General features: G+C 34.5%; 18 protein-coding genes. 9 read left to right on the top strand and 9 right to left on the bottom strand.

From position 1 onward, the window contains the following. Window positions 1-183: 183 nt before the first annotated feature. The 5 genes from Q4500_RS16565 to Q4500_RS16585 form a co-directional block, all read right to left on the bottom strand. Window positions 184-2484 carry a type IA DNA topoisomerase gene (locus Q4500_RS16565; RefSeq protein ID WP_303600707.1) on the bottom strand — a complete coding sequence of 767 codons (2301 nt, stop codon included), beginning with the start codon at window positions 2482-2484 and terminating at the stop codon, window positions 184-186. 279 nt (window positions 2485-2763) lie between these two features. Further along, entirely contained in the window at window positions 2764-3204 is a 441-nt protein-coding gene (locus tag Q4500_RS16570) for a DsrE family protein (protein ID WP_299800734.1), read from the bottom strand. Between the two features lie 150 nt (window positions 3205-3354). After that, complete coding sequence (locus Q4500_RS16575; RefSeq protein ID WP_303600708.1) at window positions 3355-3669, bottom strand: response regulator; 315 nt, start codon at window positions 3667-3669, stop codon at window positions 3355-3357. After that, complete coding sequence (locus tag Q4500_RS16580) at window positions 3670-3822, bottom strand: hypothetical protein (RefSeq protein ID WP_303600709.1); 153 nt, start codon at window positions 3820-3822, stop codon at window positions 3670-3672. A 167-nt stretch (window positions 3823-3989) separates the two neighbouring features. After that, complete coding sequence (locus Q4500_RS16585; RefSeq protein WP_303600710.1) at window positions 3990-4430, bottom strand: BLUF domain-containing protein; 441 nt, start codon at window positions 4428-4430, stop codon at window positions 3990-3992. A 321-nt stretch (window positions 4431-4751) separates the two neighbouring features. On the opposite strand from Q4500_RS16585, the gene Q4500_RS16590 reads away from it, so the two are divergent. Together Q4500_RS16590 and Q4500_RS16595 are read left to right on the top strand one after the other, a co-directional pair. Continuing rightward, a complete protein-coding gene (locus Q4500_RS16590; RefSeq protein ID WP_303600711.1) occupies window positions 4752-5120 on the top strand; it encodes a hypothetical protein in 369 nt (122 codons plus the stop codon). A 226-nt stretch (window positions 5121-5346) separates the two neighbouring features. Next, entirely contained in the window at window positions 5347-5757 is a 411-nt protein-coding gene (locus Q4500_RS16595; protein ID WP_368389776.1) for a redoxin domain-containing protein, read from the top strand. A gap of 60 nt (window positions 5758-5817) precedes the next feature. On the opposite strand, the gene Q4500_RS16600 is transcribed toward Q4500_RS16595, so the two are convergent. From Q4500_RS16600 to Q4500_RS16610, 3 genes are read right to left on the bottom strand one after another with little or no spacing between them, the layout of a single operon-like run. Continuing rightward, window positions 5818-6534 carry a ribonuclease activity regulator RraA gene (locus Q4500_RS16600; RefSeq protein ID WP_303600712.1) on the bottom strand — a complete coding sequence of 239 codons (717 nt, stop codon included), beginning with the start codon at window positions 6532-6534 and terminating at the stop codon, window positions 5818-5820. Between the two features lie 23 nt (window positions 6535-6557). Further along, window positions 6558-7028 carry a sugar phosphate isomerase/epimerase family protein gene (locus Q4500_RS16605; RefSeq protein WP_368389777.1) on the bottom strand — a complete coding sequence of 157 codons (471 nt, stop codon included), beginning with the start codon at window positions 7026-7028 and terminating at the stop codon, window positions 6558-6560. Then, a complete protein-coding gene (locus tag Q4500_RS16610) occupies window positions 7024-7527 on the bottom strand; it encodes a hypothetical protein (protein ID WP_303600713.1) in 504 nt (167 codons plus the stop codon). Before Q4500_RS16610 ends, Q4500_RS16605 begins: the two co-directional genes overlap by 5 nt. A 166-nt stretch (window positions 7528-7693) precedes the next feature. Here Q4500_RS16610 and Q4500_RS16615 point away from each other — a divergent pair, with 166 nt between their 5' ends. The 7 genes from Q4500_RS16615 (at window position 7694) to Q4500_RS16645 (ending at window position 20004) form a co-directional block, all read left to right on the top strand. Continuing rightward, window positions 7694-10012, top strand: a complete 2319-nt coding sequence (locus Q4500_RS16615) for a chondroitinase-B domain-containing protein (RefSeq protein ID WP_303600714.1) — start codon at window positions 7694-7696, stop codon at window positions 10010-10012. Window positions 10013-10036: 24 nt separating this feature from the next. Next, window positions 10037-11089 (top strand): polysaccharide lyase family 7 protein, encoded by a 1053-nt coding sequence (locus tag Q4500_RS16620; protein WP_303600715.1) that lies wholly within the window; start codon window positions 10037-10039, stop codon window positions 11087-11089. A gap of 245 nt (window positions 11090-11334) precedes the next feature. After that, the gene (locus tag Q4500_RS16625; RefSeq protein ID WP_303600716.1) at window positions 11335-13671 is read left to right on the top strand and encodes a chondroitinase-B domain-containing protein; all 2337 of its coding nucleotides are present in this window, start codon (window positions 11335-11337) and stop codon (window positions 13669-13671) included. A 5-nt stretch (window positions 13672-13676) separates the two neighbouring features. After that, window positions 13677-15905, top strand: coding sequence for an alginate lyase family protein (locus tag Q4500_RS16630; protein WP_303600717.1), 2229 nt, complete (start codon window positions 13677-13679; stop codon window positions 15903-15905). A 20-nt stretch (window positions 15906-15925) separates the two neighbouring features. Next, window positions 15926-16300 carry a cupin domain-containing protein gene (locus Q4500_RS16635; protein WP_303600718.1) on the top strand — a complete coding sequence of 125 codons (375 nt, stop codon included), beginning with the start codon at window positions 15926-15928 and terminating at the stop codon, window positions 16298-16300. 90 nt (window positions 16301-16390) lie between these two features. Next, the gene (locus Q4500_RS16640; protein WP_299322883.1) at window positions 16391-17644 is read left to right on the top strand and encodes an Nramp family divalent metal transporter; all 1254 of its coding nucleotides are present in this window, start codon (window positions 16391-16393) and stop codon (window positions 17642-17644) included. Window positions 17645-17685: 41 nt separating this feature from the next. Beyond that, window positions 17686-20004 carry a chondroitinase-B domain-containing protein gene (locus Q4500_RS16645; protein ID WP_303600719.1) on the top strand — a complete coding sequence of 773 codons (2319 nt, stop codon included), beginning with the start codon at window positions 17686-17688 and terminating at the stop codon, window positions 20002-20004. A 43-nt stretch (window positions 20005-20047) separates the two neighbouring features. Here the strand turns inward: Q4500_RS16645 and Q4500_RS16650 are convergent, their stop codons facing one another. Then, entirely contained in the window at window positions 20048-21142 is a 1095-nt protein-coding gene (locus Q4500_RS16650) for a type I phosphomannose isomerase catalytic subunit (protein ID WP_303600720.1), read from the bottom strand. Between the last annotated feature and the right edge of the window lie 258 nt (window positions 21143-21400).

A 21400-nucleotide genomic window follows, 5' to 3' on the forward strand; every position in this document is an offset into this window, starting at 1 on the left:
CAATTCGATTAAATTCAAATATTCTGAAACTAAATATATAACAATATTTTCACTTTATTTTTATCACATTTATAATTTCAAGATAATTTATTGCTACATCTTAAAAAATAACAAGTTATTATTTATTTAAATGTTAGAAATTGAACCGTGTATAATTACCCTTTTGTAGACTGATAAAGGCTTTTAGTTTTCTCTAAATATTTTAAAAACCAACTCTTTACTCAATGGCTGTCCTTTTGCTTTTTCACGAATAGCATCGAAACTAAAACGAAAGTCGCATCCTGCTTTGTATTCACTACAGCCATACGCAGTTTTTCCTTTAACTATAATACCTTTATTACATTTAGGACACTTATTTTCTTCAGTAGTATTCTTTGCTTGAACTTTAGACTTCTTAGGTTCTAACTTCAGCTTAAAGCTTTCATCAAATCTAACCAAACCTTCAACGGAAGCATTGTTGACTTTAAAGCCTTTTAAATTTACTGTCGAACCTTTTTGAAACAGCCTAATGTATTGTTTTTCTGAAATAGTTTTTCCTTCAAACTTAAAAGGAATTACAAAATCGCAAGTCTTATTAAACTCAGAACAGCCATAGGCTGATTTCCCTTTTCGTATTGTTCCTTTCTTACATTTAGGACAAACCTCTGATGTTATTCCTGTAGCCTTTTTAATTGCTATTTTCTTAGAAGTCGCTGCTGCCGGTTTATTATTTATAGCCGAAATATTAGCCTTTCTAGTTTCACTTCGAACGTCGTAAACCAATTGATCCACCATTTGTTTCATCTGCTTGATAAAACTACCTGCACTAAAAGCACCTTTCTCTATATCTTTTAATTGCTTTTCCCATTTACCAGTAAGTTCGGCAGACTTCAGCCTTTCATTTTGAATGGTATCTATTAACTGAATACCTGTAACGGTGGGAATCACTTGCTTTTTATTTCGCTTTATATATTTTCTGCGAAACAATGTTTCAATGATATTGGCACGTGTAGAAGGTCTACCAATTCCGTTTTCTTTCATTAGCTCACGAAGTTCATCGTCATCGACCTTTTTACCTGCTGTTTCCATTGCACGCAAGAGTGAAGCTTCTGTATACTGCTTTGGTGGCTTTGTTTGCTTTTCTAGAAATGAAGGTTCGTGTGGTCCCTTTTCGCCTTTCTTAAAAGTTGGCAATATTCCCGTTTCTTTTGATGATGAATCAGGTGTTTCAAAAACAACACGCCAACCCTTTTCTAAAATCTCTTTCCCTGTGGTTTTAAACTTTACTGTTTCAGCTTTACCTATCACTGTAGTATTCGAAACTTTACAATCTGGATAAAACACCGCAATAAACCGACGGACAATTATATCATAAACCTGCTGCTGGTTGTACTGCAAGTTCATTTGTTGACCGGTAGGAATAATAGCGTGGTGATCTGTAACCTTACTATCGTCAAAAACCTTTTTGGTTTTCTTTATTTTTTTACCATCTAGAGGCTTCGTTAGCGTATCATACTTGGTAAGATTTTTGAGTATACCAGGAACTTTAGGGTACACATCATTAGGCAAAAATGTGGTATCTACTCTAGGGTAGGTTACTACTTTTTGCTCATATAATTTCTGAACGATTTTTAACGTTTCGTCTGCACTGAATCCGAATTTGGTGTTACAATACACTTGCAAACCTGTAAGATCGAAAAGCTTTGGTGCATATTCATTACCAGCTTTTTTTGTCGTGGAAACAATTTCAAAATCATGTTCTTTTACAATATTGGCAAGTTTTTCGCCATCTTCTACTTTCAAAAAACGACCTTCTTCATAACTGAACAACGCCTCGCGATATAATGTTTGAAGCTCCCAATAGGGTTGTGGCTTAAAATTTTCTATCTCCTTAAACCGGTCTACCAACATGGCCAAGGTTGGTGTTTGTACACGCCCAACAGACAATACTTGTTTGTAGCCACCATGTTTTAAAGTGTATAAACGGGTGGCATTCATACCCAAAAGCCAATCGCCAATTGCACGAGAAAAACCTGCATAATACAAATTATCGTAATCTGTAGATGATTTTAAATTATTGAATCCTTCTTTTATAGCTTCTGTGGTAAGTGAAGAAATCCATAGTCTTTCAACTTTGCCTTTATAGTTCGCTTGATTTAATACCCAACGTTGTATCAATTCTCCCTCTTGCCCGGCATCACCACAGTTTATAACAACATCTGCCTTATCGAATAATTGCTTTATAATTTTAAACTGTTTTTGAATACCAGAATCTTTTGTCACTTTGGTTTCAAAATGTTCGGGTAACATTGGTAGATTATTTAAATCCCAACTTTTCCAATGTGGCTTATAATCATTTGGCTCTTTGAGCGTGCAAAGGTGTCCGAAAGTGTAGGTTACTGCATAGCCATTGCCTTCGTAATAACCATCATGTTTGGTATTTGCCCCAAGAACGGAAGCGATTTCTCGAGCTACAGATGGTTTTTCGGCAATACAGACTTTCATTTTATGAATTGAAAATTAAAGATTTAGGCATTATTATTAGTCTAAGCAGTCATAGCTATTTATGAAACTAAAATTCACAACCGTCGGACATTTTTATTTGGACAAATATAGAAATAGTTTGTCATAGGTAATAGTATATAAAAAGCTTCTAAAACTGAGTTTTAGAAGCTTTTTAATTCTAGTTATTTAGCTAACATAAAAATGATGCCAATTACCCAGAGTGTTCAAAAAAATTCCTATCAAAAAGATATAGGGTAATTTTAATTTTTATGTATTCTCTTAATAGGTTAACGTATTATAACCGTTTGCTTGTAGTTGCAGTACACGTACCGATGCGGTCGGCGTAACATCAAGACCATCAAAAAGTGTTTCTTCTGCTACACCTAGTTTCTCCATAGCAACACTGCATACACTTACCTTTACCTTTCCCTTATATTTTTTAAAGAACTCTTCAAGCTCTGAACCTTTTACCAATTGGGTCACCACTTTACCTTTTACCACAATTTCATAATCCTCTATTTTAACGCCGTTCTCAATAAGAAGGTCATACATACTTAGCACACCCTTAAAATGTCTTTCTGTAGTAAGTATAAAACCATATTTAGGTGTTTTCTGTAAATCGGCAACAGCTTGTTCGTCTAATTTTTTTTGTCCATATGCTTGTGTGCCACTAGCAATCATTACAATAACTACTAAAAGTGTTCGTAAAATATTATTCATAATTTCTATTTTGATGGATGTATTTGTTATTTAAAAATACAGAAAAATAGTTCTAAATATTAATTTAGGAATGATAAAAAAAGGAATCATTTTTTAGCATTACATAACACCATCAATCGATTATAAAAATTGTAGCAAAGTTCACTTCATTTACAATAGAACAACGAATTCATCTTTATGTACTACTTCATCATTCTTGAACGGCACCTTTCTCAAAGACTTCGACAACAGCTCTCTTAATTCTTTCAAGGAAGATGATTTTTTTAAGAATTGATTAGCCCCATCTTCTTTAAGCTGATTCACTTCTCTATCTCTATAAATTGAAGAATAGGCAATGATGTATATATCCTTAAATTTTTTGAAATTTCTGATATCAATAAGACACTCAAAACCATCCATAATAGGCATATATAAATCTAGAAATATTACATGTGGCAAGGTAACATCAGAGAATAACCTATCCATTCAATCAACACCATTATCAAATTGAGACACTTCTGTATTTATATCTACACTCTGCAAAGCATCCATAAAAAAATCACGGTCGTCAAAATCATCATCCGCAATATATACATTCAATTCTTCCATTATTTCTATATAAATCAGTGTGTCTTTCAAAACTATATAGAAATATCAAATAAAATTCTACCAATAAAAACGAAAAATGACTCAAAAGCACAAAACATGTTCTATTATCAAACACTTAAAATTCAGTTTTTTACCTTTTGTATTACTTAATAAGTGTACGAAACATTTTCTCTAATAATATGATTCAATAACCGCTTTTAATTAAAATTATCATGCCCTATTTTATTCAATAAATTCTTTGCCGCCAGCCAAAATCTTTTAGAAGTTGGATTAGGAATAACCGACATATCGGGAATTTCAAATTCAGAAGTAACCATTAACTTAATGTATTGAAAAGCTTCGTTTGGAAGTTCATCTGAGAGGTACGCCATACTCCAAGTATCGAACTCCCTTGAATATATATTACCTTGAGATAGAAGAATTACTTCATAATGACGAGTATCTGCCCTGATTTTCTCGAATAATGCCAAGACTATCTCGGCATCGCCTTCTAAATATTGCACAAAAAAACCATCATGATAGATAAGACATCCTGTAACATCATGTTTGCCATTAAAATCTCTTGATTCCATTAGAATTTCATCAACCTGAGCAGGTGTTAGGCTATTGGCAATTGACTTATACAGAATATTGTACATTTAGTAAGGTTTATAAAACTGCTTAAAACAGTTATTAAGGTACCAACTTTCAATGAATTAGACCTATTTAAACATGGTATTTTTCTTACAAAAATAAGTCGATGTAAATTTTCATCCTTAACATTTATAAAAAAACTATTACACCCTAAGAGTCAATTTTAATTGTGATGGCGACTATAGAAATATATTTTAAGCCATAATTTTCGATGAGAATTTTAAAAGATAAAAATCATAGTTAATTTAGCATTAATCGCCATCTTGACCTCATGCTCAAGCACTAAAAAAACGACTTCAAACAAGGCGGAAGCAGTAACAGCACGAATGAATACCGCGCAAAATGAAACGAGCACGAAGTCAACAGAAAATACTGCTTCTGAAACAGCTATGAATCAAAAAAGTAGCACTGAACAAGTGAACGAATCTACTGGCGCCATGAACAATGTAGCGACTAAAAATAGCTCAAATAGCTTAGGTGCCGAGTATTCTGATATGTTCACTGCATTAGAGATGAGCGAAAATCAAATCAGCATTTTCAAATCTTCTATGGAACGATTTAAAACAAAACAGGCTAATATGGCTATTGGTAAAATATTAGGCAGTATAGAAAGTGAACGTACACGACAAATGGAAGGTATTTTGTCTAGCGCACAGTATGCCAAATACGAGCAATGGTTAGCTTATAGCAAATAAATATCCAATTCAAATTCATGTATTGCATAAATACTAAAAGGTATGCAACAAAGCTTTAACAAGAACCTCATTTACCTTTATAACTTACTAATTATAAAATAACATTACCATGATAAAACCCAAATCAGAAGTACCTGATTTAAAAATACCTTTTATCAACGATACACAATGGAGCTTATATGACCAAGCTAGTACATCTTTTACTATGGTCGTTTTTTAAAGAGGACTGCACTGCCCTGTTTGTAAAAACTACTTAGAATATCTTGCGACAAGATTGAAAAATTTTAGCGACATAGGTGTTCACTTAATCGCTATTAGTAGTGATAGTGAAGAACGGGTAAAAAAAGCTGGCAAAGAATGGAATATACCTGAACTACCTGTTGGTTATAATTTACCAATTGAGACTGCTAGAGAATGGGGATTATATGTTTCTAAAAAAACATCGGACAAAGAGCCAGATGAATTTTCAGAACCTGGATTATTTTTAATTCGCCCTGATAATACATTATATGCAAGTGCTATTCAAACAATGCCATTTGCAAGACCCCATTGGGATGATATTTTGAACGCAATAGATTACGTCAACAAAAATAACTACCCTGCAAGAGGTGGTGAGTACAATACTTTACATAAATAAGGTGACTAGTGCTGTTATAGCGCTAATCACCTTATTTTTTTATCTGCCAAAATGACTCAACTACATGTTATCTAACTTCCATTTTTCGAATTTAACTTTAGCCTCATCACTTACCATTGGGTACAGCCCTATGACAGGTTCTCCTCCTTGCACCATTTCCAAAACAAAATCTTCATACAATGTCATCTGAATACATTCATCTGCAACCTCATCGGCAAGATTTGCAGGTATTACCATTACTCCGTCATCATCACCGAGTATAATATCACCAGGAAAAACTGCTACATCACCACAACCAATAGGATCATTTATAGCAATAGCTTGGTGCAAAGTCAAATTGGTAGGTGCTGTAGGTCTATTATGATATGACGAAAAATCTAAATCGGCAATTTCGGCGGAGTCTCTAAAGCCGCCATCGGTAATAATACCTTCTGCTTTCCTAACCATTAATCGTGTAACTAAAATTGAACCGGCAGACGCAGCTCTAGCATTTTGTCTACTATCGATTACCATAACAGCACCTTCTGGACATTCTTCAACGGCTACTCTTTGTAAATGCTTAGGGTCTCTAAAAACCGTTATAGGATTCAGATCTTCTCGAGCAGGTATGTAACGTAAAGTGTACGCCTCACCCACCATAGTAGGTCTACCTAGCTTTAATGGTTTTACGTGCTGTATAAACTGATTTTTCAATCCTTTTTTAAATAAGCAGGTTGCAACGGTTGCCGTACTAACCTTTCTTAATTTATCTTTTGTTGCTTTAGCTATTTTGGTCATTCTATTTGATCTGAAAATTTATATTATTCCTCTTTTTTCCATGCTTCTTTGATAAAGGTTAAATCCTTTTTCATCTTAGCGAACACTTCTTTTTTATCTATTGTAATTTTTGATGCACCGTGCTCTGCCCCGCCGAGATCATATTCTAAATGTAATGATATGGGCACGTTGATTTTGTACTTTTTAAGTAAGGAAAAGTATCGGTTAAAATCTATCATACCTTCCCCTAAAGGTGTATTGATAGGCTCCCATACTCCATCTTTCTTTCCCCATTTAAAATCTTTAATAACTATAGATTTAATATACGGCTGAATGCTTCGCAAATCTAATTCCCAACTTTTGCCACCCTCTACTACTGCATGTCTTATATCGTACTGACATCCTAAAAATTCAGTATCCGTTTTTGAAAAAATTGTAGGCAAATCCCAAATTGGTGCACCTACGTGATTACCTGCATGATTTTGATAGCATCCGATTAATCCTAATTCCTTAATTTAAAATTTCTAAATGTTTAGCCTGCGTTGCATATAATGCCAGACTTTCTTCTATTGATTTTTCTTCGGGATAGCTTAACCAACCCGTTCGGTAATATTGGAACCCTAACGTGCTAGCTGTCTTTAAAACTTTTTGCTGACCGGCATCTGTAATATCCCAAACATTGGTGGTCATCATCTTGGACTTCAATCCATATTTTTTCATGGCTTCTACTGCCACCGGTAAATCTTCATCTACCCTGTCTGGTAATACATGCCCTTTTGGGCGTACTGTTAAATCTAACCCATTAAAACCCATTTCTGCTGTTGCGGCAGACATCTCATTATAATCAAGAAATTGTAAATGTTTAGAGAATAGGTGTACTTCAATACTATCATCTGTAGTTAAAAATGGTTTCAGAAAATCACTATCTAACTGTACTAAAGGTATGCCCGCCAATGCCATAGCTGATTTTTTTGCAAAATTTCTTCTAGTAACACCCTTTTTATCTTCTCTCATTTTTGATCTCTCTTTTATATTTTATTAATAGGTTTTGTGTTAATTAGTTGTCATTCTTACAAATATATGTATTTTTGGTCAACCAAACTGGTTAACCAGTTTGTAGTGATTACACAATAAATCACAGATCTACATTGAGTTTCAAACCAGATTAATATACTATCTAATGAAAAAGTATTTTATACTATTAGCTTCCGTTTTCTTATTACTTTCTTGTAGTGAAGAATCAATCAGTAACGCTATCACCGTAAACGATATTACAGAGTTAAATACAGCAATATCTGAAGCAAAACCTGGCGACGATATTGTTATGGCCAATGGAGATTGGAAAGATGTGAATATCAAATTTGTAGCCTACGGAAAAGAGAAAAACCCTATTACTTTACGTGCAGAAACGCCTGGTAAAGTTAGAATTACCGGCACTTCTGATTTGAAACTTGCTGGCGATTATTTAATTGTTGATGGGTTGCACTTTACTAACGGATCATCTCCATCTTCAGCTGTTATCGATTTCGGTATTAGTGAAGACTCGGTCGCAAACCATAGTAAGATTACCAATTCTGCAATTATAGATTTCAACAAAGCACAACGTAATCAAACAGATTTATGGGTTTTATTTAAAGGTCGACACAATGAACTAGACCATTGCTATATTTCAGGAAAGTCGAATAGAGGACCAACGGTTAGAATTGATTTGGCAGGTAATAATAGTATTAAGAATTACCATAAAATTACCAATAACTATTTCGGACCTCGACCACCTAAAGGCGGACCTAGTGCTGAGACCATTCAACTTGGTAATAGCTTTACCTCTATGGCCCCTAGTTATACTTTAGTTGAAAATAACTTTTTTGACCACTGTAATGGTGAAGTAGAGATTATTTCTAGTAAAACCAATTTCAATGAATTTAGAAATAATGTGTTTTATAAAAGCGAAGGTTCTCTAGTTACAAGGCATGGTAACTACTGCATTATTGATGGCAATGTATTTATAGGAGATGAAAATTCTGATCAAATAGGTGGTATTCGATTAATAGGAACAGGACACTGGGTAACTAATAATTACTTCTACAATTTAAACGGAAAAACATTTAGGAGTCCGCTTGCCGTAATGAACGGTATTCCAAAATCACCATTGAACAGATATTTACAAGTTACCGATGTTGTTGTTTCCAATAATTCTTGGATAAATTGTGTGTCGCCTTGGCAATTTGGAGTAGGATCGAATACCGATCAAAAAGATATTTTACCTAAGTCAGAGATTAGATCCGCAACACCTATACGAACAATTGTGGCAAATAATCTTATCTATAATGACAAAGGAGATAAGCAGCCTATTGTTACCCATGACTCTATAGATGGCATTAGATTTAAAAGTAATGTCATTAATAATCAAGGAGTGATGTTTAAGGCGGTTGACGGACTTACCCAAAAAGATTTTCGCACTACTGTAGCCGACGGAGATATTTTAATGCCCGATAATTCATTGGATGCCTTTAAACTTTATTACGGATTTGAATTTGACCAGATTACTGCCGATTTGTTTGGTAACTCTAGAGCTGACAAAAATTTGGTTGGTGCTGTAATAGGTAAGCCAGTGAATAAAAAAGATATGATGGATGTATCGCAATATGGTCCTGACTGGTATTCTAAAACAAATTCTACGAGCACCGAAAACAAAACACATTCAGCAAGTACCGTTGCCGAGCTTACCAGCGCCCTTACAACTGCAAATAGTGGAGATACTATTGTACTATCTGCCGAGCGTTACGATTTAGATACCCCTTTAATAATTAATAAAGGTATTACCATAATGGCTACTACCTCTGATACAAAAGCCATTATTCAATATAAAGGAGCATCTGAAACTCCGGCTTTTGAAATGAATCCTAAAGGGCAACTTACTCTTAAAAATGTTCAACTTATTGGAGCTAAAGAACAGTATGCTTTTGCTAGTTTAAAGAATAATATGTCGAGCCTGTACAATTTAACCGTTGTCGATTGTGAAATATCGAATTTCGATTATGTTTTAAAAGCATACAAGCTTTCGTTCTCTGAGCATATTACTTTCAAATCTACTCAAATTAAAGATTGCGCAAATGGTTTAGAACTGTCTGAAGAAACAGATGATAGGGGGGAATACAATGCCGAGAACATTACAATTGACAACTGTTTATTTGATGGGGTTGCGAGTAATGTTCTGGACTACTATAGAGGTGGCTATGATGAATCTACAGTTGGTGGTAATTTAATAGTAACTAACAGTACATTCACACATTGTGGATCTAAATCTAAAGAAGGACTACTTCTTAATACTTATGGTATTATCAATGTAAACCTTGCTAACAATAAATTCATTGACAACCCTGTAAAACTTGTTGCACGTCTATGGGGTGCAAAGAACAACAAGGCTTTTAACAATGAAATAAAAAATTCCGGGAAGCTGGTTGTACAAGAAAACCTACCTCTTAAACTTATGTACTAATACCACACAAAAAATATGTTACCAATGAAAAAATCAATAATTACCATCATAGCAGTAGTAGCTTTATTTGCCTGTAAAGACAACTCAAAGAAAGCTTCGGACACTACTGAAACATCCATTATCGATAGTGTAATTGCCACTACATACCCTAGCGATGTTATCCCGTTTATGGATGAATGGAAAATTCTATTAGGTGATGGCACCTACGAGGATAACCTTAAAAATTACGCCAAAGATGATTTCTTTTATGTTGCTAATGACGGAAAAACTGATTGGGTAGTTTACAAAACACCAAATAGCGGCATAACATCTCGTACATCTAGCAACACAAGAACAGAATTAGGTCAAAAAGAACATTGGATACCTGAGACTGGGGGCAAATTAACCGGAACTTTAAAAGTACAACACGTATCTACTTCTGGCGATGCAAGAGTTGCCGCTTCTTATGCTGTTGTGGTAGGACAGATACATAGTGATGAGGGACATGAGAATGAACCAATAAAAATTTTCTACAAGAAATTTCCCGGACATACAAAAGGATCTGTTTTCTGGAATTATGAAATCAACACAGAAGGGGATAATTCAAAAAGATGGGATTTCTCATCAGCTGTTTGGGGTAATGATATGTCAGTTGTTGGATCAGACGCAACAACTCCTCCCGCAGAACCAGTAAATGGTATCGAATTAGGTGAAGAGTTTAGCTATGAAATTAATGTTTATAAAGGCATCATGTACTTAACTTTTACAAGTGAAGGTCATGAAACCGTAAAGTTCACCAAAAACCTATTGGCGTCTGAATTTACTAAAACCTTACCTGAACAAATTAAAACACTATATGCCTCAATAGGTCGTGATGGTTTGGAACGCGAAAATGCATATGCTGGCGAAATTCAATATTTCAAACAAGGTGCATATAATCAAACTAATGGTAAATCTCCAGAAGACAATATTGTTTGGAGTACAGGTGCTGATACCTATGATGGTGATATCGAAAAACAATATGCAAATGGTGATTATACAGAAGTGTGGTTTAGAGAAGCAACGGTAGGTGCAGGTACTGAACCAAATGAGGAATAGCATTCAGTTTTCTTATAGGGTTGTTTTGAAGTTTATTTAGACCATAAACAAATCACTCTTTATGTGACCAAATAGACTTCTAATTACTGATAGATTTACAAGTAACGAAATTTATCGAATTGATGATTTCTAAAGTAGATATTTATCGATTCGTAATTTAAACCACCCTTTTTATGTTAAATATTTGCTAGTCTTGCAAATATCCTTATTTTTGGTAAACCAATTTGGTTAACCAATTTCAACTCATGAAACGATATCACCTTCTATTCTTATCTGTTTTTATATGCCTAGCATATTCCTTTTCAACACCACAACAAACTTATAACGTAAAAAATGTAGCAGAGTTTACAGCTATACTTCAAAAAGTACAGCCTGGTGATAGCATAGTTCTTGCCAATGGAATTTGGATGGATTCTGAACTACTCTTCGAAGCAAATGGTACCGCAGAAAATCCGATTACGCTTATAGCAGAAGAAAAAGGAAAAGTGATTTTATCTGGCGCATCTAATTTAAGAATCGCTGGCGATCATTTAATCGTAAAAGGTCTTGTATTCAAAAACGGTTTTACGCCGACCAACGCTGTTATTTCCTTCAGAAAAAGTAGAGAACAAATGGCTAATAATTCTCGCCTTACCGAATGTGTAATCGATAACTTTAATAATCCTGAGCGTCAAGTTCAAGATTATTGGATAACCATCTACGGAAAAAATAACCGAATTGACCATAACCATATTGCAGGTAAAAAGAATTTAGGAGTTACCATGATTGTTGGTTTAGATACCGAAGATAGTAGAGCGAACAATCACCAAATAGATCATAATTATTTTGGACCACGCCCTACCTATGGAAACAATGGAGGAGAAACCTTAAGAATAGGAACTAGCCACCATGCATTAGAAAAATCCAACACCTTGGTTGAATCTAACTATTTTGATAGAACTAACGGTGAGCACGAAATCATCTCTAATAAATCTTGTAATAACACTTTTAAGTACAATACATTTTTTGAATGTACAGGTACATTGACTATGCGCCATGGCAACGAAACATTGGTAGATGGTAATGTTTTTATAGGCAATAATAAACCAAGTACTGGCGGCGTTCGTGTCATTAATGAAACGCAAACAGTTATTAACAACTACCATGTTGGCTTGACAGGATATCGTTTTAGAGGTGCCTTTGTAATGATGAACGGCGTACCTAATTCACCACCGAATAGGTATGTACCCGTTATCGATTCTAAAGTAAACAACAACACTTTTGTAAACTGCGATAATATTCTTTTTGGTGCAGGTAGCGATGCCGAAAGAAGTCAGGCACCAAGAACCTCTGAGTTTTCAGAAAACATCATTTACAACGATACCAAAAAAGATGTTTTCACAATTGATGATGATATTAGCGGTATCACTTTCAAGAACAACATCCTTGGCGAAAATTCAGAAACTACTATTAAGGAGGGTTTTAAGAATGCCAAGATTAAATTGGTAAAAGACAAAAACGGATTCCCGATACCAACTTCAAACAAGATTAAAACTAAAGTTGTTATTAGTCCGAAAATCGCAACTAAAGAGAACACAGGTATATCATGGTATTCAAAAGCAGATAATACGGTTGCGTTAAATTCTGGTAACACTATCAATGTAGCCGCAGGTATTAATACCTTGTACGATAAAGTAAAAGAAACGAAAGCAGGTGATATTATTATTCTTGAAGAAGGTGGCACCTACTTATTGACCAAGGCGGTAAAAATCAACCATCCACTTACCTTTAAAACACTTGGCAAAGAAAAAGCTACAATCTTATTTGAAAGAATGATGGCTTTTGAAATTGAAAATGGCGGTAGTCTTTCTTTAGAAAATATCACTTTTGACGGTACCAAATCCCCAGACTACGCAGGCAACTCGGTTATTAGTACTAGCAAAAAATCAATGATCGATAATTATAAACTGTTTATTGATAGATGTGAGTTTAAAGATATGATCGTAAATCATTCTTTTGATGTGTTACGCGTTTCTAAAGGCACCTTTGCCGACACTATTAGTATTCAAAATTCTAGCTTTAAAAACATCTCTGGTAGCATTGCAGCCTTAGATAAAGAAACTGATGATATCGGTGCTTACAATGTGGAATACTTTTTAATGAAAAATAATGCCATTAATGATTTACAAGGCGCAGCATTAAGACTGTATAGAGGCGGTAAGGACGAAAGTACCTTTGGACCATTTTTAGAAATGGAGCATAATGTATTTGACCATGTCGGTTACGGTTCTAAAAATAAATATGATGCTACCGTTTCTTTATACGGAGTTCAAGAAACAGCTATTAAAAACAATATTTTTAAAGATAGTAAGGCAATTAACATGCATCTGGTAGTGGGTGAGCCAATTGTAAAAGTTCTTAATAATGCTTTGAGTAATTCAGAAAAACTTATGGTCACAGGCGATCAAAAATACCAAGTAGAAAATCAATGGGAACTTGTTCCTGAATTTTCTAAAGACACCAACTACTCATTACCTTCAGATTCTCCATTGAAAGGAAAAGGTACTGATGGCAAAGACTTAGGCCTACTTAAAAACGAATAACACCCATGATCAAATACTTAACAACATTACAAATTTTTATTTGTGCGATTTTAATAACGTTCAGTGCAACTGCACAAGAACACCCTAGCCTTATTCTCACTAAAGAGGGAGTTGAAAAAATAAGAGCAGAATTAGGTTCTGTACCACTATTTGATGCCTCGTTACAAAAGTTAAAAGCAGAGATTGATGCCGAAATAGCTTTAGGCATAGACACACCTATACCTAAAGATTATTCTGGCGGCTATACTCATGTACGTCATAAACGTAACATGATAGTAATGCAACAAGCTGGTGTTTTATATCAAATTTTAGACGACGAAAAGTATGCAAAGTATGTAAAAGACATGCTTATGCAATATGAAGGAATGTATAAAACATTACCTCTGCACCCCAAAACCAGATCTTATGCTCGTGGTAAATTATTTTGGCAATGTTTAAATGATTCTAACTGGTTGGTTTACGTTAGCCAGGCATACGATTGTGTATATAACTACTTAAGTGCAGCCGAAAGAAAGAAGCTAGAGAAAAATCTTTTTAAACCATTCGCAGATCACATTTCAGTTGATAGTCCGCAATTCTACCAAAGAGTACACAACCATAGTACATGGGGCAATGCAGCTGTTGGTATGATTGGTTTAGTAATGAACGATAAAGAATTAATTGATCGCGCTTTATACGGTATTCCAGATTTAGAAATGGACAAAACCGCTAAAGACGATGATGGCGGATTCATTAACAAAGAAGGTAAAGCTGGATTTCTAGCAAACATAGAAGAACCTTTTTCTCCTGACGGGTATTATAATGAAGGTCCGTACTACCAGCGTTATGCCATGTATCCATTTTTGATTTTTGCAGAAGGTTTACACAATGTAAAACCAGAATTGAAAATTTTTGAATACAAGGACGGTGTACTTTTAAAATCAATCAATGCCCTTTTAAATTTATCTGATGCAGATGGAGATTTCTTTCCCCTTAACGATGGTCAGAAAGGAATGTCTTATTACAATGATGCCTTAGTTACTGCTGTAGATATTTCTTATTATTTCGGAAACCAAGACTCTGGATTATTAAGTATCGCCGAAAAGCAAAACAAGGTTTTACTAGACGATTCTGGATTGGCAGTTGCACTTGGTGTAAAAAATGGAAAAGCAAAGCCTTTCGATAAAAAATCAATTAACTTATCTGACGGACCTAACGGAAAACAAGGCGGTGTGGGTATTTTACGAAGTGATGATTTAGAACTTGTTTTTAAATATGCAGCACAAGGCTCAAGTCATGGCCACTATGATAAGTTATCATACTCTTACTACGAAAATGGTGATGAAGTATTGCAGGATTACGGATTAGCTCGTTTTGTAAATATTGAACAGAAAGGTGGTGGTAATTATCTGAAGGAAAATAAAACTTGGGCTAAGCAAACTATTGCCCATAATACACTAGTGCAAAATGAGAAATCTCACTACCAAGGCAAATATGATATTGGCAGCAAGCACAACCCTACTTTATATATTTTTGATGATTCTAATGCCAATATACAAATTGTTAGTGCTATAGAAACTAATGCGTATCCTGGTACAGAGATGCACAGAACAATGGCTATTATTAAAGATGGTGAATTTGAAAAGCCTTTCTTGCTTGATATTCTACGAGTTAAATCTGATAATACCAACCAATATGATTTGCCCTTTTATTTTATGGGTCAAGTATTGAAAACAAATTTTGAATACGAAGTTCCGAAAACACTTGAACCTTTAGGTATTAATAGCGGCTATCAACATTTATGGTCAGAAGGTTGCGGAAGTACTACAGAAGAAAACACTAAATTGAGTTGGCTAGAAAAAGGGAAGTTCTATACCTTAACATCTGCAACCTCAAAAGATGACGAGTTAAGATTTGTACGAATAGGCGCCAATGACCCTGAATTTAATTTAAGAAGAGAAGCTGGTTTTATTATCCGCAGAAAAGATACTCAAAATACGCTTTTTGTTTCAGCTATAGAAGCGCATGGAAGCTATAGCCCGGTTTCAGAATCTGCTGTTAATTCTAATAGTTCTATCTCAGCGTTAAAAGTAATTTTAGATACTATAGATTACACCGCTATTTCAATAACTACCGTAAAAGATTCTACCAAACTATTTATTATTGCAAATACCAATGCTTCAAAAGAAGCTACACATACATTAAAAATTAACGATAAGAATTATGAGTGGTCTGGTTCTTATTATTTTAAATAAAAATTAAAAGAATAAAAATTATGAAAAGATTCAGTGAAAAGTACGTCATCACTAAAGACATGGAATGGGAATTACTTGGAGGAGGAGTATCAAGAAAGTTTTTAGGTTATGACAACCAAATCATGATGGTTAGAGTAAAATTTGACAAAGGAGCATTAGGTGCCCCTCATCAACATTTTCACACACAAGCTACATATTGCGTTTCAGGTAAATTCGAATTTGTAATTGACGGTGAGAAGCAAATAGTAGAAGCAGGTGACGGAGTTTATATTGAACCAAATTTATTACATAGTGCTGTTTGCCTTGAAGAAGGGGAACTTATTGATACTTTTAGCCCTGTCAGAGAAGATTTCTTAAGTGGTGTGGGTCCATCTTATTTCGGAGATAAAGAGTAAGACCTAATCTATTTACAGTTACTTTTTGCGGCTTTAAATAGATTTTTTGAAGTACTATTTTATAACATATTAAATGCTGAACCAATACTTATGACAACAGAAAATATGTCCTTTTCAGGAAAATTTAAAAAACGTCTCAAGGATTTTGGTCCAGCATTTTTTATTATTGGTTATGTTGTAGGTACCGGTAGTGTCACCTCAATGGTAGTTTCTGGCGCTAAATATGGTCTTAGTCTTTCATGGGCTTTACTACTTTCTTGTTTTTTCACCTATTTCTTATTGGTGTCTATTAGTAAATTGACCATCGTCTCTGGAAATACCCTAATGTTCAATTTCAAAAAGGCATTCGGTAAACCACTCACTATTTTTATTATTACTGCATTACTCGTCTCTATAGTTTCATCTTGTATTGGCGTTATGGGCGTTGTGGCAGAAGTAACAATGGAATGGATTTCAGTAAAAACTTCCATTTCATTTCTTAACAAACCTGTAGTTTCCATCTTTTTTATAGCCTTACTTATCGGTCTTTTTTGGACCGGTAAACACGAAAATTTCATAAAAGCCATGAGTATTATGGTTGGCTTCATGGCCTTAGCCTTTATTATCACCAGCTTTATGGTGGTTAAAGAAGCAGGCACTTCTATTACCGAATTTTTTCCTGAATTACCTAAAGGTGATAATAACGGATTGGTAATTGCCGGTATAGTTGGTACTACAATGGCAGGTGTTTGTTTAGCGTCGAGAAGTATTCTCGTTCAAGAACAAAATTGGGGCTTAAAAGATTTAAAAACTGAAAACAAAGATGCAATGTCTTCAATGGTAATGACCTTTTTTATAAGTCTTGCTATAATGATCAGCGCAACGGGAACCCTGTACTTTAAGGGCGCACCTGTTGAAGATGCAACAGATATGATGCATGCATTAGGACCATGGGCAGGAGATTTCGCCCTTACCCTATTTACATTAGGAATTATTGGTGCGGGTTTGTCATCCATCTTTCCTAACCTATTATTATTCCCTTGGTTAGTTGCTGATTACACAGGTACAGAACGCGACATGAAAAAACCGCTGTACAAACTAATTGTTGTATTGGTGGCATTGTCTGGTTTAATTGTCCCTATTCTAGGAGGAAAACCAGTTTGGATATTAATTGCTTCTCAAGCATTAAGTCCGTTTGTAATGCCATTGATTACACTCTTTCTAATTATTCTCTTAAACAAAGAGAGTATCATGAAAGAGTACAAAGTAGGTATAGGGATGAATTTAGCCTTAGGCGCCACTTTTATTTTCAATTGTTATATGCTTTACGTTGCATTAAACGGATTTATTGATTTCATTCAGTAAACAAACAGACGCTAGTTCATTTTATTTAACAAGTTACTTTTATGAAGAATATTCTACTAGCGATTACTGTTTTTATTGCACTAGCATCTTGTACAGAAAATAGTTCTAAAAAAGCTCTCATTGTTAATGACATTGCCGAATTAAATACTGCAATAGCCAAAGCCAGTCCTGGTGATAAGATTTTATTAGCCGATGGCATTTGGAAAGATGCTGCTATAAAATTCTACGGTAACAGTACAGAAAAACAACCTATTACCATTAGTGCAGAAACACCTGGTAAAGTATTTTTAGAAGGTAATTCATTTATTCAACTAGGCGGAGAGTATTTAACTGTAAGTAACCTCTACTTTAGAAATGGATACTCCCCCAACAGTTCTATAATTCGTTTTATGATTAATGAAGATAGCGTTGCAAATAACTGTCGTGTAACCAATACCGTCATTAAAGATTACAACCAACCAAACCGATACACGAATGACCGTTGGATAGAACTTTACGGTAAGCACAACCAATTTGATCATAATTATATATCTGGAAAATCTAATGATGGAGAAACGTTAAGAGTATTCTTCGCGGGTAACCAACATATAGAGAATCACCATCAAATAGTAAACAACTATTTTGGACCACGTCCCAGAAAAGGAGGCCCTAGAGGTGAGACCATACGTATAGGTGATAGTAAAACCCGTTTTTCTCCAGGTTATGTAAACGTATCAGATAATTTTTTTAATGCCTGTAATGGTGAGGTCGAGATAATATCAGACAAGACAAATTTCAATTCTTTCAATCATAATATCTTTTACAAATCTGAAGGCTCTTTGGTATTACGACATAGCAATTACGCTAAAGTAAATGGTAATATTTTCATTGGTGGTGATGATTCTGAATTCTATGGTGGCATTAGAGTTGTAAATGCAGGTCATTGGATTACCAATAATTATTTCTACAACATCAAAGGAGAAGAATTTAGGTCGCCACTTGCGATTATGAACGGCATACCCATGACTCCTTTAAACAGATATCTACAAGTCTCAGATGTTGTGGTCGCTTTTAATACCTGGGTAGATTGCACATCACCTTGGCAAATAGGTATTGGTCAAAATTTAGAAAGTGCCAGTGTACTGCCTGCGAGTGAAATTAGATCTGCAGCACCTATTCGATCTATCGTTGCGAACAACCTTATCTATAATTCGAAAGCTGATAGGACACCTGTTATAAACCACAGTGAAATGGATGGCATTTTATTTAAGAATAACATTATTGACAATAATGGCACTGTATATTCTGAGTATGATGTACTACAAAATGGAGAAGTAAAAATGGAGCAAATTAATGAATGGCTCTTTGCTCCTGCCAATTTTAAAGATAGTATTTCGAAAGTGGTGTATTACGGATTCGATTTTAGCAAAATCAACAAAGATATTTTTGGTGCATCGCGAAGTTATAAAAATAGTCCAGGTGCCATAAACGACCTTTCTTTAGCTAAAAAATTTATAATCGACAAGAAAAAGTACGGACCAGATTGGTTCTCGCCCGAAGAAGAAGTTTATGAACCTCAAATAATAAAAGCCACAGCTGCAGAAGGTGAACTTGCTGCTAAAATTCAACAGGCACATACTGGCGACATTATAGAATTAACCGATGCCATTTATCAAATAAATACTCCATTAGCTATTGACAAGAGTATCACCTTACGTTCAAAAGACGCTACCACTAAAGCTGAATTAATATTCACGAATGATAAAGATAGCGTGGCTTTTAAAATGAAGCCTAAGGGAAAGTTAAGATTGGAACATATTATAGTAAAAGGCTTAAACAACCAGATTGCTTTTGCACCATTAACAACAAATATGTCATCTGCCTACAGTCTAGATATAGTGGGTTGTGAAATAAGCAATTTCGCCTTTATCTTAAAAGCCTACAAAGGCTCTTTTGCGAATAGCATTTCATTGAAAGATACTGCTTTCAATAATTGCTTAAACGGTATAGTTCTCGCTGCCGATGAAAAGGGTGACTACAATGCCGAAATGGTCTCTATTTACCAATGCGAGTTTGATAATATTGGGCAGAATGTTATTGATTTCTATAGAGGGGGTTATGACGAATCTACTATTGGTGGATATTTAACAATAAAAAATAGCAGTTTTACAAATTGTGGAAAGAATGAAAAAAGTGATATTCTATTAAAAACCAAAGGTATAATCAACGTGCTAATTGCAGATAACACTTTCAAGAACAATCCTGTTAGCTATGCTGCTCTTTTATGGGGAGAAAAGAATAATCATCACACTAATAACACAACTATAAATTCTGGTGAAATTAAAGTAGAAGAACAGCAGAAGCTAAAAATTCTATATTAAGATAATTTCTGGTTTCCGCTGTTATATTTAATTTCCAAACTCCTTATTTTGGTGGGTAACATAATAATATCTTCGATGCTATAGTAGACTTAAACTCAACTTGGTCTATTGCTGCAGAAAAGAAAATTTCATCACCTTGAGTAAAACTGTATTCTTTACCGCCACTAATTATAGTTCCTTCCCCAAAGTAAATAACAGCTACAAAAAAGCTTCCATTTGCCTTAATAGTATGTGATCCGTTTAAATCTAGTTCGCTTAGACCAAAACAATCTGTATGAGTTTCATTGAAAATCGTATTTAAGGTATGAGTATCAGATGAATCTATCGTTTTAGGTGAGACCTTCCATCTTTTTATTGCTTCTTCATAAGAACAACCATCGTAATGAAAACAATCAAGCATATTTTGCTCCCCCACCCCTTGGTGTATTAATTCATCAGAAATTGTTAATCCTGCAGGAGTAACTTTTTCTACACGCATGGTATAATCTGTAGGCTCTTGAACTTCCATTAAAAAGCAACCACTACCAATTGCATGTGGTACACCACCATATATCATATATGCATCACCAGGGTTTACCTCTATCTTATGAAGACTGTTCAACATGCCTTCTATATCTTGAGCAACAAATAAGGTTTCCCATTGTTCTTTGGTCACACCTTCTTTAAAGCCCATATAAATGACACTCTTCTCTCCATTTATTTCTCTCTTATTCAAAACGTACCATGATTCAGTTTTTCCGAAAGCGGAATTCAACATGGTCTTGGCATAATCTTTATCTGGGTGAACTTGTATCGTTAACCTTTCTTTAGAATCGAGCATTTTTATCAATACTCCCGTAGTACCAAATTTATCTGCCAATGCTTTACCTAAGTACAGTTCTTTGTTCGAAGCAACCAATTCTTTTAACGAATGAGTACCTGACGGAGTTTCAACAAGAGAGAGTCCTTCGTTTTCTGGTCGGCCATTCCCTCTTGCAGTTACGGTAGACATAATCCATTCTTCTGGCATGCTACCATCTACTTCTGGAGCGTCTTTTTTCCACTTATCAATTAATGCTCCACCTTCATAAGTTCGCCAAACTCTGTTAGAAAATTGTTTTAAAGGTATATACGCGTATTGCTCAAAATCAGTATTCATAATAATGTATTAGTGTTCATTAAAAATCATGGAAATCAATGAAAATCAAAATGTTGAATTCATGTATTTTATCCTAAAACCAAATAACTTTTTGAAAATTTAGAGAGGAAAACCGTTCAAATCTAGCAATTTATACGTGAATTTTAGATAAAAAAATGCTCTAAACAGCCTGAAAAATATTCATTTGAAAAAATACTTCATTTGTTAACAAAATACCATATCCTCAATATTTATAGGACTTAAAAGAGGAATTCAAAA

The organism is Maribacter sp. 1_MG-2023, from assembly GCF_030547005.1.
Lineage (GTDB): Bacteria > Bacteroidota > Bacteroidia > Flavobacteriales > Flavobacteriaceae > Maribacter.

Coding starts and splice junctions, on each gene's coding strand:
- Q4500_RS16565 (WP_303600707.1), bottom strand. CDS start 2,484: ATGAAAGTCTGTATTGCCGAAAAACCATCTGTAGCTCGAGAAATCGCT.
- Q4500_RS16570 (WP_299800734.1), bottom strand. CDS start 3,204: ATGAATAATATTTTACGAACACTTTTAGTAGTTATTGTAATGATTGCT.
- Q4500_RS16575 (WP_303600708.1), bottom strand. CDS start 3,669: ATGGATAGGTTATTCTCTGATGTTACCTTGCCACATGTAATATTTCTA.
- Q4500_RS16585 (WP_303600710.1), bottom strand. CDS start 4,430: ATGTACAATATTCTGTATAAGTCAATTGCCAATAGCCTAACACCTGCT.
- Q4500_RS16590 (WP_303600711.1), top strand. CDS start 4,752: ATGAATACCGCGCAAAATGAAACGAGCACGAAGTCAACAGAAAATACT.
- Q4500_RS16600 (WP_303600712.1), bottom strand. CDS start 6,534: ATGACCAAAATAGCTAAAGCAACAAAAGATAAATTAAGAAAGGTTAGT.
- Q4500_RS16610 (WP_303600713.1), bottom strand. CDS start 7,527: ATGAGAGAAGATAAAAAGGGTGTTACTAGAAGAAATTTTGCAAAAAAA.
- Q4500_RS16615 (WP_303600714.1), top strand. CDS start 7,694: ATGAAAAAGTATTTTATACTATTAGCTTCCGTTTTCTTATTACTTTCT.
- Q4500_RS16620 (WP_303600715.1), top strand. CDS start 10,037: ATGAAAAAATCAATAATTACCATCATAGCAGTAGTAGCTTTATTTGCC.
- Q4500_RS16625 (WP_303600716.1), top strand. CDS start 11,335: ATGAAACGATATCACCTTCTATTCTTATCTGTTTTTATATGCCTAGCA.
- Q4500_RS16630 (WP_303600717.1), top strand. CDS start 13,677: ATGATCAAATACTTAACAACATTACAAATTTTTATTTGTGCGATTTTA.
- Q4500_RS16635 (WP_303600718.1), top strand. CDS start 15,926: ATGAAAAGATTCAGTGAAAAGTACGTCATCACTAAAGACATGGAATGG.
- Q4500_RS16640 (WP_299322883.1), top strand. CDS start 16,391: ATGACAACAGAAAATATGTCCTTTTCAGGAAAATTTAAAAAACGTCTC.
- Q4500_RS16645 (WP_303600719.1), top strand. CDS start 17,686: ATGAAGAATATTCTACTAGCGATTACTGTTTTTATTGCACTAGCATCT.
- Q4500_RS16650 (WP_303600720.1), bottom strand. CDS start 21,142: ATGAATACTGATTTTGAGCAATACGCGTATATACCTTTAAAACAATTT.